General features: G+C 44.8%; 16 protein-coding genes. 4 read left to right on the top strand and 12 right to left on the bottom strand.

Going from position 1 to position 14,127, the window contains the following annotated elements; genetic code table 11:
- Positions 1-15: 15 nt before the first annotated feature.
- From GPK88_RS12835 to GPK88_RS12825, 3 genes are all read right to left on the bottom strand, one after another.
- Entirely contained in the window at positions 16-648 is a 633-nt protein-coding gene (locus tag GPK88_RS12835; RefSeq protein ID WP_148448805.1) for an ECF transporter S component, read from the bottom strand.
- Positions 649-744: 96 nt separating this feature from the next.
- Positions 745-1,941, bottom strand: a complete 1,197-nt coding sequence (gene coaBC / locus GPK88_RS12830) for a bifunctional phosphopantothenoylcysteine decarboxylase/phosphopantothenate--cysteine ligase CoaBC (protein WP_173761730.1) — start codon at positions 1,939-1,941, stop codon at positions 745-747.
- Positions 1,942-1,955: 14 nt separating this feature from the next.
- Positions 1,956-2,573 (bottom strand): peptidylprolyl isomerase, encoded by a 618-nt coding sequence (locus GPK88_RS12825; RefSeq protein WP_334297578.1) that lies wholly within the window; start codon positions 2,571-2,573, stop codon positions 1,956-1,958.
- A gap of 495 nt (positions 2,574-3,068) precedes the next feature.
- On the opposite strand from GPK88_RS12825, the gene GPK88_RS12820 reads away from it, so the two are divergent.
- Positions 3,069-3,548: an S-ribosylhomocysteine lyase gene (locus GPK88_RS12820; RefSeq protein WP_173761732.1), complete on the top strand. Its 480-nt coding sequence runs from the start codon at positions 3,069-3,071 to the stop codon at positions 3,546-3,548.
- Between the two features lie 124 nt (positions 3,549-3,672).
- Here GPK88_RS12820 and GPK88_RS12815 read toward each other — a convergent pair whose 3' ends face one another.
- From GPK88_RS12815 to GPK88_RS12805, 3 genes are all read right to left on the bottom strand, one after another.
- Complete coding sequence (locus GPK88_RS12815) at positions 3,673-4,161, bottom strand: SH3 domain-containing protein (protein ID WP_173761733.1); 489 nt, start codon at positions 4,159-4,161, stop codon at positions 3,673-3,675.
- A gap of 99 nt (positions 4,162-4,260) precedes the next feature.
- Positions 4,261-5,289: an XdhC family protein gene (locus tag GPK88_RS12810; protein WP_173761734.1), complete on the bottom strand. Its 1,029-nt coding sequence runs from the start codon at positions 5,287-5,289 to the stop codon at positions 4,261-4,263.
- 18 nt (positions 5,290-5,307) lie between these two features.
- Positions 5,308-6,462, bottom strand: coding sequence for an aminotransferase class V-fold PLP-dependent enzyme (locus GPK88_RS12805; protein ID WP_173761735.1), 1,155 nt, complete (start codon positions 6,460-6,462; stop codon positions 5,308-5,310).
- 81 nt (positions 6,463-6,543) lie between these two features.
- Between GPK88_RS12805 and GPK88_RS12800 the strand changes: the two genes are divergently transcribed.
- A complete protein-coding gene (locus GPK88_RS12800; RefSeq protein ID WP_173761736.1) occupies positions 6,544-7,764 on the top strand; it encodes a dicarboxylate/amino acid:cation symporter in 1,221 nt (406 codons plus the stop codon).
- Between the two features lie 55 nt (positions 7,765-7,819).
- Here GPK88_RS12800 and yedF read toward each other — a convergent pair whose 3' ends face one another.
- The 6 genes from yedF to GPK88_RS12770 form a co-directional block, all read right to left on the bottom strand.
- Positions 7,820-8,431, bottom strand: a complete 612-nt coding sequence (yedF, locus tag GPK88_RS12795; RefSeq protein WP_173771208.1) for a sulfurtransferase-like selenium metabolism protein YedF — start codon at positions 8,429-8,431, stop codon at positions 7,820-7,822.
- A gap of 20 nt (positions 8,432-8,451) precedes the next feature.
- Entirely contained in the window at positions 8,452-8,643 is a 192-nt protein-coding gene (locus GPK88_RS12790; protein ID WP_148448790.1) for a hypothetical protein, read from the bottom strand.
- A gap of 2 nt (positions 8,644-8,645) precedes the next feature.
- Complete coding sequence (locus GPK88_RS12785; RefSeq protein ID WP_148448788.1) at positions 8,646-9,290, bottom strand: GTP pyrophosphokinase; 645 nt, start codon at positions 9,288-9,290, stop codon at positions 8,646-8,648.
- A gap of 122 nt (positions 9,291-9,412) precedes the next feature.
- Positions 9,413-10,660, bottom strand: a complete 1,248-nt coding sequence (locus GPK88_RS12780; RefSeq protein WP_173761738.1) for a DUF1015 domain-containing protein — start codon at positions 10,658-10,660, stop codon at positions 9,413-9,415.
- A 90-nt stretch (positions 10,661-10,750) separates the two neighbouring features.
- Positions 10,751-11,725, bottom strand: a complete 975-nt coding sequence (gene bsh, locus GPK88_RS12775; RefSeq protein ID WP_148448784.1) for a choloylglycine hydrolase — start codon at positions 11,723-11,725, stop codon at positions 10,751-10,753.
- Positions 11,726-11,748: 23 nt separating this feature from the next.
- Positions 11,749-13,143: an MATE family efflux transporter gene (locus tag GPK88_RS12770; RefSeq protein ID WP_148448782.1), complete on the bottom strand. Its 1,395-nt coding sequence runs from the start codon at positions 13,141-13,143 to the stop codon at positions 11,749-11,751.
- 235 nt (positions 13,144-13,378) lie between these two features.
- On the opposite strand from GPK88_RS12770, the gene GPK88_RS12765 reads away from it, so the two are divergent.
- The gene (locus GPK88_RS12765; RefSeq protein ID WP_119238896.1) at positions 13,379-13,678 is read left to right on the top strand and encodes a BMC domain-containing protein; all 300 of its coding nucleotides are present in this window, start codon (positions 13,379-13,381) and stop codon (positions 13,676-13,678) included.
- Positions 13,679-13,694: 16 nt separating this feature from the next.
- The gene (locus tag GPK88_RS12760; RefSeq protein ID WP_148448778.1) at positions 13,695-13,985 is read left to right on the top strand and encodes a BMC domain-containing protein; all 291 of its coding nucleotides are present in this window, start codon (positions 13,695-13,697) and stop codon (positions 13,983-13,985) included.
- The last annotated feature ends 142 nt before the right edge of the window (positions 13,986-14,127 follow it).

Below are 14,127 nucleotides of genomic sequence, written 5' to 3'. Positions count from 1 at the left end.
TTTTTTACAAAATACTTATGCTTTTTCCCGGCTGATCTGTGCTGCAGGTATCAGATGTGCCTTGGAAAGTGCTGCTCCCACTGCACCTGTAATTACTGTAGAAGAGATCATCTCACATACTGCATTGATTCCTACCATCAGACAGCAGCCGATAATAATGTTATGACCACCCATCAGATTTTTCACATAATCGGTATTTCCGAACAGTCCTACAAGCGCTGCCATAAAAAACAGGGTATTCAAAAATGCGGAAAAGAATCCTGTTACGGCACAGGCTACATAGGTATTGCTGATTTTCCGCATTCCCCGGAAAATATATCCAAGGCAGATACCATCCAGAAGACGCGGCACAAAACGCTGAATAAACGCGAATGCCGGATTAATGCCGAAGAGCACAACTCCCATTGCGCTGGAACCTCCTACGCCAATACACTGCAGAAAACTGGTCAGACCGAAAATCGCACCTGCCACGGCTCCACCTACCGGTCCGAGAACCACTGCACTGATTGCTACCGGAATCACATTAAAAGAAATGGCCAGTGGCCCGATATTCAGATATCCCAGGGGTGTGTAAGCCATAAGCAGAAGAATTGCTGCCATCAGGCCAAGTAACGTGAGCTGTGCTGTTGTAAATCTGTTGTTTTTCATTTTTTCTCCTCCTTGTTACCGTTCCGTCCGGGAAACTTCATGGAAACACAGCCTGTTCCATAGTTTCCTTACGGATACAATACGGTGATGGACTTATTAATGATTAATAAGTGAATTAATTTTATCCAGGATTTTAAGAGCTGCATCCTCCTTGCTCATAAGTGGGAGTGATACTTCCTCATCCTGTGTAATCAGGGTCAGAACATTGGTATCTCCCTGGAATCCGGCGCCTTCCACCTTCAGATTGTTGGCTGCCACCATATCCAGATTTTTCTTCTCAAGTTTGGCCCTGGAATTACCGATCATATTCTGGGTTTCCATGGAAAATCCGCAGAGGAACTGACCATCTTTTTTGTGCTGACCCAGATATTTCAGAATATCATCCGTTCTTTCAAGTTCTATGGAAACCCGATCATCTTTTTTCTTAACTTTGTTATCACTGACCTGTTTCGGACGGTAATCCGCCACTGCCGCGGCCTTGATGATAATATCCTGCTGATCGCTTCTTGTGGTCACTGCCTCAAACATATCTCTTGCAGTTGTCACAGGAACTACCTTCACAAAAAGTGGCGGTGCAATCGCAGTAGGTCCGCTTACCAGCGTGACCTCCGCGCCCCTAAGCATCGCCATTTTTGCAATGGCATATCCCATTTTTCCGGAAGAATGATTAGTCAGACAGCGAACCGGATCTATCGCCTCCTGCGTTGGCCCGGCAGTGACGAGCACTTTTTTGCCGAAAAGATCTTTCTCAAAAGCAATTTCTTTCAGGATATATTCCAGAAGAGTCTCCGGTTCCGGCATTTTTCCTGCGCCTGTATCTCCGCAGGCAAGATAACCACTGGCCGGAGTAATCACTTCATATCCATAGGAAACAAGTTTCCTGATATTATCCTGTACAATCGGATTTTCATACATGGCAGTATTCATGGCCGGCGCAAAAATCTTCTGGCACCGGCAGGCCATAACCGTTGTCGTAAGCATATCATCGGCAAGGCCATTGGCAATTTTCCCAATTACATTGGCACTGGCCGGTGCAATCATTACCACATCTGCTTTCTTTGCAATGGAAACATGCTCTACCTGGAACTGAAAATTCCGGTCAAAAGTGTCCACCAGACATTTGTTTCCGGTTAACGTCTCAAACGTAATAGGATTGATAAAATTCGTGGCATTTTCTGTCATCAGTACATGGACATCTGCATGAAGCTTATGTAATGCACTGGCCAGATATGCTATTTTGTATGCAGCAATGCTTCCTGTCACTCCGAGAAGCACCGTTTTCCCTTTTAGCATCCTTCTTCCTCCTGTCAGTCAGTCATACGAATACTTTCGATTACCGGCTGCTGATCTTTTGCTATACTGCCATTGCCATCTGTTGGTGTGACATCCTTACATATCTGATCTACAACATCCATTCCGGAAGTCACATGGCCAAATGCCGCATAATCCCCGTCCAGATATGTGGAATCAGACTGTACAATAAAGAACTGGGAACTTGCGCTGTCCGGAGCAGAACTTCTTGCCATGGAAATCGTTCCCCTTACATGGGAAATATCATTTTTTACACCATTATTGGAAAATTCACCTTTGATGGTCTCATCCGCTCCACCAGTTCCATCGCCCTTGGGATCACCACCCTGAATCATAAATCCGTCAATGATCCGATGGAAAGTCAGTCCGTCATAAAAGTTCTCCTGTACCAGTTTTACAAAATTTGTTACTGTAACAGGTGCCGTATCCGCATCCAGTTCCACATCAATCTCGCCGTAATCTTTCACTGTGATTGCTGCATGATAAGTTCCGGTAAGCTGCTGGCTGGTATCAATTACTGCAGTACCTGCTTTTTTTGCGTCCTCGGAACCATCTGAAAATCTCTCTTCTGTGCTGTCTGCTTCACTTTCTGTCAAAGTGGAATCTTCCTCCAAAGTAGAATCCGAACTGCTCTCTTCCTCCGCAGTACTTTCTTCCTGGTCTGTAAACCCAGCCTTCTCTGCTTCTTCCTCGGAAACGGCTTTCGCTGCAGTCTCTTCATCTACTGCAGTCTGGCCCTGTGTTGTCTCCTCCTCCAGAGATTCTTCCTTCTGGTCGGATGTCTTCTCAGAAGTATTCCCGCTGCTTCCGCATCCTGACAGCATGCCAGCTGTAAGAACGGTCGCAAACAATACAGATAAAACCTTGCGTTTCATAATTTATAAATCCTCCTTATCAGATCCTGAAACCGTTGATTTTCACGTTCTCAGATGAGTTTTTTTACTCTCCCCCTGTAAGCTTTCCTCAGTTTAACATTATCCTTTCACAAAGTCAACTTTACGCAGTCCTTCCCTTGTATCTCGAAAGGTTCTCTGCTAAAATAAAAGCTGCGGTACCTGGGCTTAGAATACTGCAAAAGTTATTTCAGAATCAGAAAGTGAGGAATTATCATGGAAAAAATCACAAGTTTTACCATAGACCACATCAAGCTTCAGCCAGGTGTATATGTTTCACGAAAAGATCCGGTAGGCGATCAGGTAATCACCACCTTTGATATTCGTATGACTTCCCCAAACGAGGAACCGGTCATGAATACAGCAGAACTTCATGCCATGGAACATCTGGCAGCAACTTTTCTCCGTAACCATAAGGAATTCGGACCGAAGATCATTTACTGGGGGCCTATGGGATGCCGTACAGGAAACTATCTTCTTCTTAAGGGCGATTATGAATCCAAGGACATCGTACCTCTTATGATCGAAATGTTTGAATTCATCCGTGATTTTGAAGGTGAGATTCCAGGAGCGTCTGCAAAAGACTGCGGCAATTATCTTGATATGAATCTCGGCATGGCCAAATACCTTGCAAAAAAATTCCTGAATGAAGTTCTCTATGACATCAAACCGGATCGTCTTGTATATCCAGAATAAATCCCGGAAGATTTCACGAAAATAAAGCAGACATTCTCAGTCTGTGAACATAAATAACCCGGTACTCTGCTCTGGTTTCCTTACCAGAACGCAGTTACCGGGTTTTGTTTTTTGCTTTTTTCTTTTACTGTGCTGCTGCCGTATCTGCAGTTGCCGCTCCTACCGGCGGTGTTGTGCTGACATAATCACCGGATGCATAACAGGTCTGTCCATTATAATCTACACGAATCCATCCATTATCACATACACCTGTACATTTCAGCGCTTCTCCGGAAAGTACTCCGGCCACAAATTCCGCATCTGCACTGGCATCTGAACGCAGATTTACGCCTTCAACCGCATAGTAGGTCGCATCCTGAACCTGCACATTAACGCCACTTGGAGTCTGCTCTGTAGCTGCTGCCTGTGTTGTAGAATCTGCCGCTGCTGTAGAATCTGCCGCCGCTTCTGCTCCCGGTGTCGGAGTTGCGGTTGCTTCCGGTGCCTCTGTCGGTTCCGGGGTTGGTGTGGCGTCTACAACCGTTACCACTGCATCGGTACCTTCTGTAAATCCACATCCCTGTGACATAAAAGCTGCCGCTGCTATCAAAGCCAAAATACATTTTTTCTTCATTGTTTATGGTCCTCCCTTATACGCCGGTACCGGAAAACGGTTTTCCTCCCGGCATTTCGTCCAATAACATTATCTCCAAATATACACGATTTTGGCATATTATGCAAGTCCCGGCATATTCTTCCCCGCATTCACAGGCTCAAAAAGGACTCTCACCGTTCCCCCGCAGATCATACCTAGATCCCCTTTTCCCTGTCCAAGTTCATAAATCCTGGTTTCCACAGCCTGCACCTGGGACGCATATTTTCCGGCCTCAAATTCTACTTTTCCACCGCCGATACTTCCAACAGTTCTTCCATCCCGGAATACAAACATCTTGCTTCCGGTTCCGCGTGGAGAAGATCCTTTTTTTTCAATAATAGTAACCATGGTTCCTGCTGCTCCAAGGCGGATCGCCGCCTCCACTTCTTCATCGCAGTAAGTGCGGAAATGTCTGTTTTTTTCCTGGACAATTTCTGCCATAATACTTACCGCAATCTCTGCCGGCATCTGTCCTCCAATTGGCAGGCCGATAGGAGCATGAATGCTGTTCACCTGATCTTCTGTGAAACCCTCTGCCAGAAGTTTTTCCCGGGTAATCCGCACCTTTGTTTTGCTTCCGATCATTCCAAAATAAGCAAACGGTCTTTTTAAAATTGCTCTTGCACAGGCAGAATCCCCGAGATGGCCTCTTATCACAACTACATACCAGGCATTTTCGTAAGGAGGAATTTTCTCCGGTAAAGTTTCAAAATCGCCGGTAATCCTCTCGTCTGCCTGCGGAAAACGTTCTTTCGTTACAAAATCCTCACGGTCGTCCATCACCGTTATATGAAATCCCAGAAGCTTTCCGATCTCCGCTACCGGAATAGATACATGTCCTCCGCCAAGAATAACCAGTCTTGGATTCTTCTCATAGGTTTCCACGAAAATTTCCTGATTCCCCACTTTCACAACGCCGGTCTCCACCGCGTCTGCCACTGTTTTTTTCAGTAATTCTCCGGCTGTTTCTTTCGCCTTTTTTCCATCGGGATAAAAAAAGCAGTCCTCCTCTACCAGATACTTAAGCCCCGTTTCCTCGCCGTTCAGGAAAATTCCTGTCTTTACACGTCCTCTTTTTTCTACCACATCGTATATTTTCTGGTACATACATTCTGTCCTTTCTTTTCAGTCTTCGATCCCTGCTGCCAGTTCTCCAAGTGCCGCAGCTGCCGCGTCAATTTCTTCCTCTGTATTAAAATAGGAAAAACTGAACCTCACAGCCCCTGTTTTTTCTGTACCCAGGGCTTTATGCATAAGCGGCGCACAGTGTCCGCCGGAACGTACACTGATTCCGTAATCCTCTCCCAGAATCATCCCAACTTCCGCGGAACCTTCTCCTTCAAGATTCAAGCTTACTACCGGAGATCGGTCTTCCTGGGAAAAATCCCCATACACGGCGACTCCGGGAATTTTTTTTACCTGGTCATAAAAGCGCCACATCAGCATCTGTTCTCTTTTTCGGATTGTGTGGATTCCGGTTTCCTGTATCCATTCAAGAGAAGCCCTCAGTCCTGCAATTCCGTGGCTGTTCAGGGTGCCGGCTTCCAGTGATTCCGGCATGTCAGACGGATGCTCTTTCTGAAAGGTTAAAATTCCACTTCCTCCCACTTTCAGAGGTTCCACCAAAACACCTGGCCGCACACAGATGGCCCCCGTTCCCTGTGGCCCCATCAGTCCTTTATGTCCGGAAAAACATAAAATATCAATCTGATCTATTTTCATGGAAACAGGAAAAACTCCTGCTGTCTGTGCAGCATCAACAATAAAAAGAATTCTCTGTTTCCTGGCAATCGCTCCTATGGAACGGATATCATTACAGTTTCCGGTAAGATTCGATGCATGCGTACATACAATTGCTTTCGTCTCCGGGCGGATTGCCGCTTCCAGATCATTTACAGAAATCCTGCCTTTTCCATCTACCGGAAGAATGGTCAGATCCATACCTCTTTTCTCCAACGCGTAAAGAGGCCGGAGCACACTGTTATGGTCCATTTCCGTACAGATCGCATGGACTTTTTCTCTTTCCGGATGCAGAGTTCCAAACAGTGCAGTGTTTAACGCCTCTGTGGCATTTGCGGTAAATGCCACACATTCCGGTCCTTCCACATCAAATAACTGTGCAATTTTGCATCTTGTATCAAAAATAATCCGTGAAGCTTCCATAGCTTCTCCACTGCTTCCTCTTCCACTGTTTCCTGCCTGCTGCATGGCTTCCACCACAGCCCTGGCCACACAGTCCGGTTTGTGAAAACTTGTAGAAGCGTTATCCAGATAAATCATGTCAAATCTCCTTGTGCTTTTTATAAAAAAATCTTATAATTGGTTTTGGCTTTATTTTATACTATCAGAGGAGGTTTTCCAATGAAAAAAGGATCTTTTTTCAAAAGTCTGCCTTTTAAACTCCTTGTTGCTGTAATCCTGGGTATCCTAGCCGGGCTTGTTCTGAACCGGTACAGCACAAACGGAATTTCCATGGCAGTTCTCAATATTGTTGTCACAGTCAAGTACATTCTGGGCCAGATCATCACCTTCTGCGTTCCGCTGATCGTTCTTGGTTTTATTGCCCCCTCCATTACCAAGCTTGGAAAAAATGCTTCCGTAATGCTGGGTGTTGCTGTGATCCTTGCCTACGGTTCTTCCATCGGTGCGGCACTTTTTTCTACAGCGTCCGGATTTTTGATTATTCCGCATCTGTCCATTCATTCTTATACTGCAGGACTGAAACAGCTGCCGGAAGTAATTTTTGAGTTGGAGATCCCGCAGATCATGTCGGTTATGAGTGCTCTTGTTTTTTCTGTTATGATCGGCCTGGCTGCCACCTGGACAAAAGCGAAACTGGTCACCGGTCTTCTGGATGAGTTCCAGAAAATCGTTCTGGCTCTGGTGTCAAGGATCATCATTCCGATTCTTCCGCTGTTCATCGGTTCTACTTTCTGCGGACTTGCCTATGAAGGTACGATTACCAGACAGCTGCCTGTTTTCCTGGAGATCATCGTGCTGGTTCTTGCCGGACATTTCATCTGGATGGCGCTTCTGTACATCCTGGCCGGAATCTACTCCGGTGAAAATCCTCTGGAAGTTGTACGACACTATGCACCAGCTTACCTGACTGCTGTAGGAACCATGTCTTCTGCCGCAACACTGGCAGTAGCCCTTCAGTGTGCATCCAGGGCAAAACCTCTTCGTAAAGATCTGGTAAATTTCGGAATCCCGTTGTTTGCAAATATCCATCTCTGCGGTTCCGTTCTTACAGAAGTTTTCTTCTGCATGGCTGTTTCCAAGATCCTGTACGGTTCTGTTCCAACGCCAGGTACTATGGTTCTGTTCTGCCTGCTCCTTGGAGTATTCGCTATCGGTGCTCCGGGCGTTCCCGGTGGAACAGTTATGGCTTCCCTTGGTATCATTACCGGCGTATTGAAATTTGACAGTTCCGGTACTGCTCTGATGCTTACTATTTTTGCATTGCAGGACAGCTTTGGAACTGCATGTAATGTAACAGGAGACGGTGCCCTGACGTTGATGCTTACCGGCTATGCAAAACGTCATAATATTGAAGAACAGAATATTGATATTAAATTATAAAAATTTCAAAAATGCCGCAGACTTCGAAAAATCTGCGGCATTTCCATATTCTATTTTATGGGCGGATTACTTTACCGGCTTTCGTAAGTTTCTCCGCAATGTCATACATGTTTGTCACGGTGCCCACTGCCGGCTCTTTCAGCCCGTAGAAGTTCACACAGGTTCCACAGGTCAGAATCTCACAGCCCTGCTCCTGCAAAGTTTTCAGATCTTCAATGCATGGGGAATCCGAAGCAGTAAGCTTCGCTCCTCCATTGTAAAAGAGCATTACAGACGGCGGTGTCTCAAGCTGTGTCAGAGCATACACAAAGCCTTTGATAAGGATTGCTCCAAGCTCCGGATCTCCGTCTCCCATCTTATCGGAAGTAATGGCCACGGTATAATCTCCCTGTGGTGCAACAGGTGTGCAGACAATTTCCGGTTCTGCGGCAGTTCTGGCCTGTACATCGGATTTCACTACCATACGGATTTCATAACCGCCATCCGTCTTTCTGGAAACAAAACTGCATCCGGTACTTCCGGCAAGTCTGCTTAAGTTGTTTACTGCAGTCTCATTATCCACAAGAACCTGGATCTCATCTCCCTGTTCTGCTTTATCCAGGATCTTCTTGGTCATTACTACAGGAATCGGGCACTGTTTGCCCATGGCATTTACTGTATGTTTCATATTTCTTTCCTCCCTGAAATTTATTTCTGCTCCAGTTCATGTGCCTGTCTGAAAATTTCGCAGGCCCCTGTATTCACACATCGTTCATGTGCACAGTCCATAAAAGTCAGCTCTCTGCTTCCGTCTTCCCGCTGTGTATACTCACAGCATACCGTCTCTCCGCCATTCATAGTGCGGCAGAATCCAGAGATAAATTCTTCTTCAATTTCCATTTCTATCCCTCTGCCGGAGCATCCACAACCTCAGAAGGTGTGATCTCCTCCAGCATTCCAGTCTCATTATACGCTTCAAACTGTTCTTCGATCTTTCCCAGGATATCTGCATACTGACAAAATGCCTCAGCCAGCTCTTCTCTGTGTTCCGGAAGTTTCTTGTAGCAGACACGGTGCTCCATACTTGCCCACAGATCCATGGTCATGGTACGCAGCTGTATCTCCACCGGAAAATATTCCATCGTATCCAGATAATAGACAGGTACGGCAATGATCACATGATAACTTCTGTACCCGTTAGGTTTCGGATTCTGTATGTAATCCTTCTCACGGATAAAAATCAGTTCACTCTGTCTCTTAAGCGCATTTACAAGGTTATAAATATCATCTATAAAATAGCAGATCACACGGATTCCGGCTATATCCCGGAGATAATCCTTGGCATTCTGCACACTGTCCGAATGTCCCAGCTTCTCAAGCTTCTTTTCGATGCTTTTTTTGGCTTTGATCCGTTCCTGGATATTATGGATCGGAGATATGGAAGACTTCTGGTACAGACTTCCGTTCAGCACCTCCAGCTTGGCCCGCATGATCTGGCATGCATTCTGATATGGCTGGATACAATCGTAATACTGTTCGTTTGTCATGAAAACCCCTCTTTCTCATTTGCTCACCATGGTTTATATCTTATAAAATAAATGTGAGCAATCTGTAGTAATTTCCTAAGATTTTCCTGACCATTTTATTAAAATTCTATAAAAACCGGTTGTCAGTCTGAAAGTTTATGGATAAAAAGACCACTTCGAAGCTTCGGCTCAAACCATGTGCTCTTAGGCGGCATCAGTTTTCCCTCATCTGCAATCGCCATCAGTTCTTCCATCGAAGTCGGATACATAGCAAAAGCGGCGCCACCCGTTTCATCTGCAGCCGCAGCCAGATCTTTCAGTTTGTGATTTCCTCCCATAAAACAGATTCTCTCATCTGTACGCGGATCTTCAATCCCAAGTACCGGTCCCAGAACCTTATCCTGAAGAATGGATACATCCAACTGTCCTACGCTGTCTTTCTTGGCATAAATATCCGGATATGCTTTCAGATGAAACCATTCCCCATCCACATAAAGACCAAAGCAATGCTTTTCTACCGGTTTGCATGGAAATCCCGGCATTGCCATCAGTTCAAAATTAAACTTCATACTTCCGATGAAAGCTTTCGGTTCCATACCTTTAAGATCTTTTACAATTCTGTGATATGGAAGGATCGTCAGCTGATCACAGGGAAATACCACAGACAGGAAAAAGTTAAACTCTTCTTTTCCTGTATAATCGGGATGTTCTTTTCTTCGTTTCTGTCCTACTTTTACGGCAGACGCTGCTCTGTGATGGCCGTCTGCAATATAGATGGAAGAAATTCCGCCAAAAAGGCTGTGGATTTTCTGAATTTTCTCCTCCTCATCCACGATCCATACCCGATGTGTAATTTCATCTTCTGAAGTAAAATCATATACCGGTTCATGACTGTTTTTCCAGTTTTCCATCAGTACAAGAAGTTCTTCCGGATATCTGCAGGCAAGAAAGATCGGGCCTGTATTGGCATCGCAGATATCCACGTGATGGATTCTGTCCTGCTCTTTGTCTTCTCTTGTCAGCTCATGCTTCTTAATCACGCCATTCATATAGTCGTCAATGGAGCTGACACCTACAATTCCTGTCTGGGATTTTCCTTTCCGGATCAGTTCATACAGATAATAATTCGGTTTTTCATCCTGTATCAGCGTTCCCTCTGCCTGAAAACGATCCAGATTTTCCTTTGCTTTCTGATAGACTTCTGCATCATAAAGATCAGTCTCCGGATCCAGATCCATTTCCGCTCTGTCTACATGGAGGAAAGAATAGGGATTTTTTTCTCCAATTTCACGCGCTTCCTCTCTGCTTACTACGTCATAGGGAAGTGCTGCCACTTTCTCTGCTTTTCCCTCAGCGGGTCTCACTGCCCGAAATGCCTGAAATAAAGCCATTGTGCTTCTCCTCTCGTTCCTGCCCGCTTTCCCCGGACAGTCATAAAATCATCCTGCTTATTCTAGCACATACAAAAAAACTCTGCAATTTTAATTCTGCATACAGATTTTTTCGCCCTGAAGAACCGGATATCTCACAGGCACAGTCCCATCCAGATCTTCATGGTGCATATCAACTGCAGAAATCTGATGATTTTCGTAAGTTGTATAATAATAAATTCCTTTATCACAGTTACAGCAGGAGGTATAAAGAGTAATCTCATATTTTCCTGGTTCTACCTCACAGCATCCTCTCTGCTGGTCAACAGACCCCAGGATATGAAAGAACTGGCTGACGCTTTCTTCCTCGGAATCTCCGGAAAAAGAATGGTCTTTCACAAACGCTACTCTTGCAAACCTGGATGCAGAAGAAAGATCTCCCGGAAGTCCCAGCGCTCCCATACCACGGCTGTAGGTTTTTAATCCCAGCGATTCAGAAAAATGATTTTCCGGCTGTCTGGGAGAAAGATGCATATAATTATTCAGCATAAACATCTGCTGGTCAAAAGGCGGATTATTGGTAAGGACTCCTGCCGGATTATCCCAGACGTGAAGACCGTCCGCCATAGATTCCACTGTGATCGATTCTTCTTTATCCGCTATGATCCAGTGAAGCTGTGCACAGGGAAGCATTTCACTGAAGGGAGTTTTTACAAGATTGATCTTTTTCAGGAGATCTTTTGCCTCCTGCACAGTGGCACATTTACCAAGGATCCAAGGAATGAATTCAAACTGTGCCACATTTTCTTTTCCATTTTCCACCACATTATATACAGCGTTTCCAACAAAATTAAGGCCTGCCATTCCAAGGCCTTTTTCATTGACAGCATCATAATAAAGTGGATAATCTCCTGCTACGTGAGCCATGCCTATGATCGCATAATGGCTGGAAAGTTTCTCCATATGCCGGAACTCAAATGTATAATTTCTCGGTGTGATGGTGATCTCATCTCCATAAGAGAATTCGTAATCCAGTGTTCTTCCGAAGTAAAAGTCTTTTGTCTTATAAGTTGCTGCTGTACACATAAACTGTTCTCCTTTTTGTTATTTTATATCTTCTGCCTGTTAGTTTGTTTTTCCCCGGTTCCCGGCTTTCCATTCAGTTCCGGCAAAACCGTTGCCAGCATGGTAAAAAAGCATGCACAGCCGCCTACCAGATTGGAAATCGGTTCTGCCCAGAATACACCGTCTGTTCCCAGTCCTCTCATATAGGGAAGCAGGATCGTCAGGGGAACGACGATGATCGCTTTTCGAAACAGTGAGAAAAAGGTCGCTTTTTTTGCTTTTCCAAGTGCTACAAATACACTCTGTCCCGTAAACTGAAGTGCCATAAAGCAGAATCCGAAAAAATAGATATGCAGTGCCGGAACACCCTTTTCAAGAAGTTCCGGATCGCTGTTAAATATACGGATAAAAAATTCCGGCATCACTTTCAGGATTCCCCAGCCTGCCATTGTATAAACAATACAGACTACTGTGATAAATTTAATGGCCTTTTTGATCCTGTCGTACGCCTTTTCCCCGTAGTTAAAACTCATAACCGGAGACGCTCCCGTGGTCAGTCCATGAACTGGCATAGTAAAAATGTCCCTGACAGAGTTTAAGACTGTCATAACACCTACATAGATATCTCCACCCCAGGTCTGAAGTGTTGCATTACAGACCACCTGCACAAGACTGTTGGTAAAAGCCATAAAAAATCCGGACATACCAAGGCTTACAATATCAGCCACTCTTTTCCAGGAAATCTTCATGGCACTTTTTTTGAGATTTAAAACCGCCTTTTTCCCACAGAGGAATCTTAATACCCATACAGCTGAACAAAACTGTGAAATGATCGTAGCCACTGCCGCACCTCGGACTCCCATATGTAATCCAAAGATAAATAACGGGTCCAGAACGATATTTAATACTGCTCCGATCAGAATCGTAAACATTCCTGTATTTCCAAATCCCTGGCTGTTGATAAAAGGATTCATTCCCAGTGTGATCATTACAAACAGTGTTCCCAAAAGATAGATCTTTATGTAACTGGCAGCATAGGGAAACGTAACATCACTGGCTCCGAACGCATAAAGGATCGGCCTGTAAAAAACAAGCCCGATCACGGTAAGGGCCATGCCTGTACCAATCAGCATCACAAACGTATTTCCCATCAGCATTTCTGCTTCTTTTTCATTGCCTCTTCCCCGTTCCATGGAACAAAGTGGAGAACCGCCATTTCCGAACAGATAGGTAAATGCTGTGATCAGTGTTATGATGGGAAAACACAGTCCCACGCCAGTCAGTGCGGTCGCCCCGATCTCCGGGATCCTTCCGATATAGATCCGATCTACAATATTATATAGGAGATTCAGTATCTGCGCGATGATCATCGGTACCGCCACTTCCATGATATTGCGATATACATTTCCTTTCGAAAAATCCGTTTGATGCGTTTGCATTTTTACACCTTCTCAGTAATTTTTAATATTTTTACTATACTATAGATAAAAATCAATGTAAATATCCTGTCGTTTTTTGCCGACATAATGTTTTCTTATGACAGATTCTTTTATTTATTTCTTGTTATTTGTGACGGAATCGTTTATAATAAAACCATAAAAACGGAAATGATTCCACGTACAATCGGTCAAAAAACCACACCACGGAGAATCAACCCCGAACGGAGGTATTTTTATGGATAATAATTACAGCGGCATGGCCGTAGGTGTCTTTGAGCTGGATAACCTGGTTGCCTGTTTCGTTGCCCTTGATGCTGCTTCCAAGGCAGCTAATGTTAAGATTCAGAGTGTTGAACGTAACCGTCTGAAAAGCGGTGCCTGCGTAAAGATGCGTGGTTCTGTCTCTGATGTGAATGCAGCTATGGAGGTTGCGCTGGAAGCAGCTAAGCCTCTTGGTAAGGTCGTTTCTCATACTGTGATCGCTTCTCCTTCTGAGGATACAGAGATTGCGCTGAAAATGACGATCAACAAGTAAAGGGGGAGACTGATTTATGAATTATGGTGCTTTTGGTTTAGTTGAGGTTGTCGGCAGCAGCAATGCGATTCTTGTGATCGATCAGATGTTGAAGACTTCTGATGTTTCTTTTCTTACATGGCAGACGAAGTGTGGTGGCCACGCTACTGTTTTTCTGACTGGTGATGTTTCTGCTGTGACTGCTGCTGTAGACAGTGTGAAGGGGAATCCTCCCTGTGAGATTGTGGCTTCTGCAGTGATTTCCAATCCTTCTGAGGAGACGGTTCGGTTGGCTGAGGAAGAGGCGGCTAGGAATCATTTTATGTAAGTAATAATAAATAAAAGTATGATAGACGTACGCAGGGAACCGCCCTGGCGTATCGGGAAAGGCGAGACTATGAAAAAATCTCTGTAAATAGGATTCTTCTATGATAAGAAAGGGTGAGTAGCTTAAAAACTAGGCTTTTCAC

This window comes from Blautia sp. MCC269 (assembly GCF_018785655.1).
Taxonomy (GTDB): domain Bacteria; phylum Bacillota; class Clostridia; order Lachnospirales; family Lachnospiraceae; genus Blautia_A.
This window is presented reverse-complemented; position numbering and strand designations above follow the sequence as displayed.

Coding starts and splice junctions, on each gene's coding strand:
- GPK88_RS12835 (WP_148448805.1), bottom strand. CDS start 648: ATGAAAAACAACAGATTTACAACAGCACAGCTCACGTTACTTGGCCTG.
- GPK88_RS12765 (WP_119238896.1), top strand. CDS start 13,379: ATGGATAATAATTACAGCGGCATGGCCGTAGGTGTCTTTGAGCTGGAT.
- bsh (WP_148448784.1), bottom strand. CDS start 11,725: ATGTGTACAGCAGCAACTTATAAGACAAAAGACTTTTACTTCGGAAGA.
- GPK88_RS12790 (WP_148448790.1), bottom strand. CDS start 8,643: ATGGAAATTGAAGAAGAATTTATCTCTGGATTCTGCCGCACTATGAAT.
- GPK88_RS12810 (WP_173761734.1), bottom strand. CDS start 5,289: ATGTACCAGAAAATATACGATGTGGTAGAAAAAAGAGGACGTGTAAAG.
- GPK88_RS12805 (WP_173761735.1), bottom strand. CDS start 6,462: ATGATTTATCTGGATAACGCTTCTACAAGTTTTCACAAACCGGACTGT.
- GPK88_RS12785 (WP_148448788.1), bottom strand. CDS start 9,290: ATGACAAACGAACAGTATTACGATTGTATCCAGCCATATCAGAATGCA.
- GPK88_RS12780 (WP_173761738.1), bottom strand. CDS start 10,660: ATGGCTTTATTTCAGGCATTTCGGGCAGTGAGACCCGCTGAGGGAAAA.
- GPK88_RS12820 (WP_173761732.1), top strand. CDS start 3,069: ATGGAAAAAATCACAAGTTTTACCATAGACCACATCAAGCTTCAGCCA.
- GPK88_RS12770 (WP_148448782.1), bottom strand. CDS start 13,143: ATGCAAACGCATCAAACGGATTTTTCGAAAGGAAATGTATATCGCAAT.
- GPK88_RS12815 (WP_173761733.1), bottom strand. CDS start 4,161: ATGAAGAAAAAATGTATTTTGGCTTTGATAGCAGCGGCAGCTTTTATG.
- coaBC (WP_173761730.1), bottom strand. CDS start 1,941: ATGCTAAAAGGGAAAACGGTGCTTCTCGGAGTGACAGGAAGCATTGCT.
- GPK88_RS12760 (WP_148448778.1), top strand. CDS start 13,695: ATGAATTATGGTGCTTTTGGTTTAGTTGAGGTTGTCGGCAGCAGCAAT.
- yedF (WP_173771208.1), bottom strand. CDS start 8,431: ATGAAACATACAGTAAATGCCATGGGCAAACAGTGCCCGATTCCTGTA.
- GPK88_RS12800 (WP_173761736.1), top strand. CDS start 6,544: ATGAAAAAAGGATCTTTTTTCAAAAGTCTGCCTTTTAAACTCCTTGTT.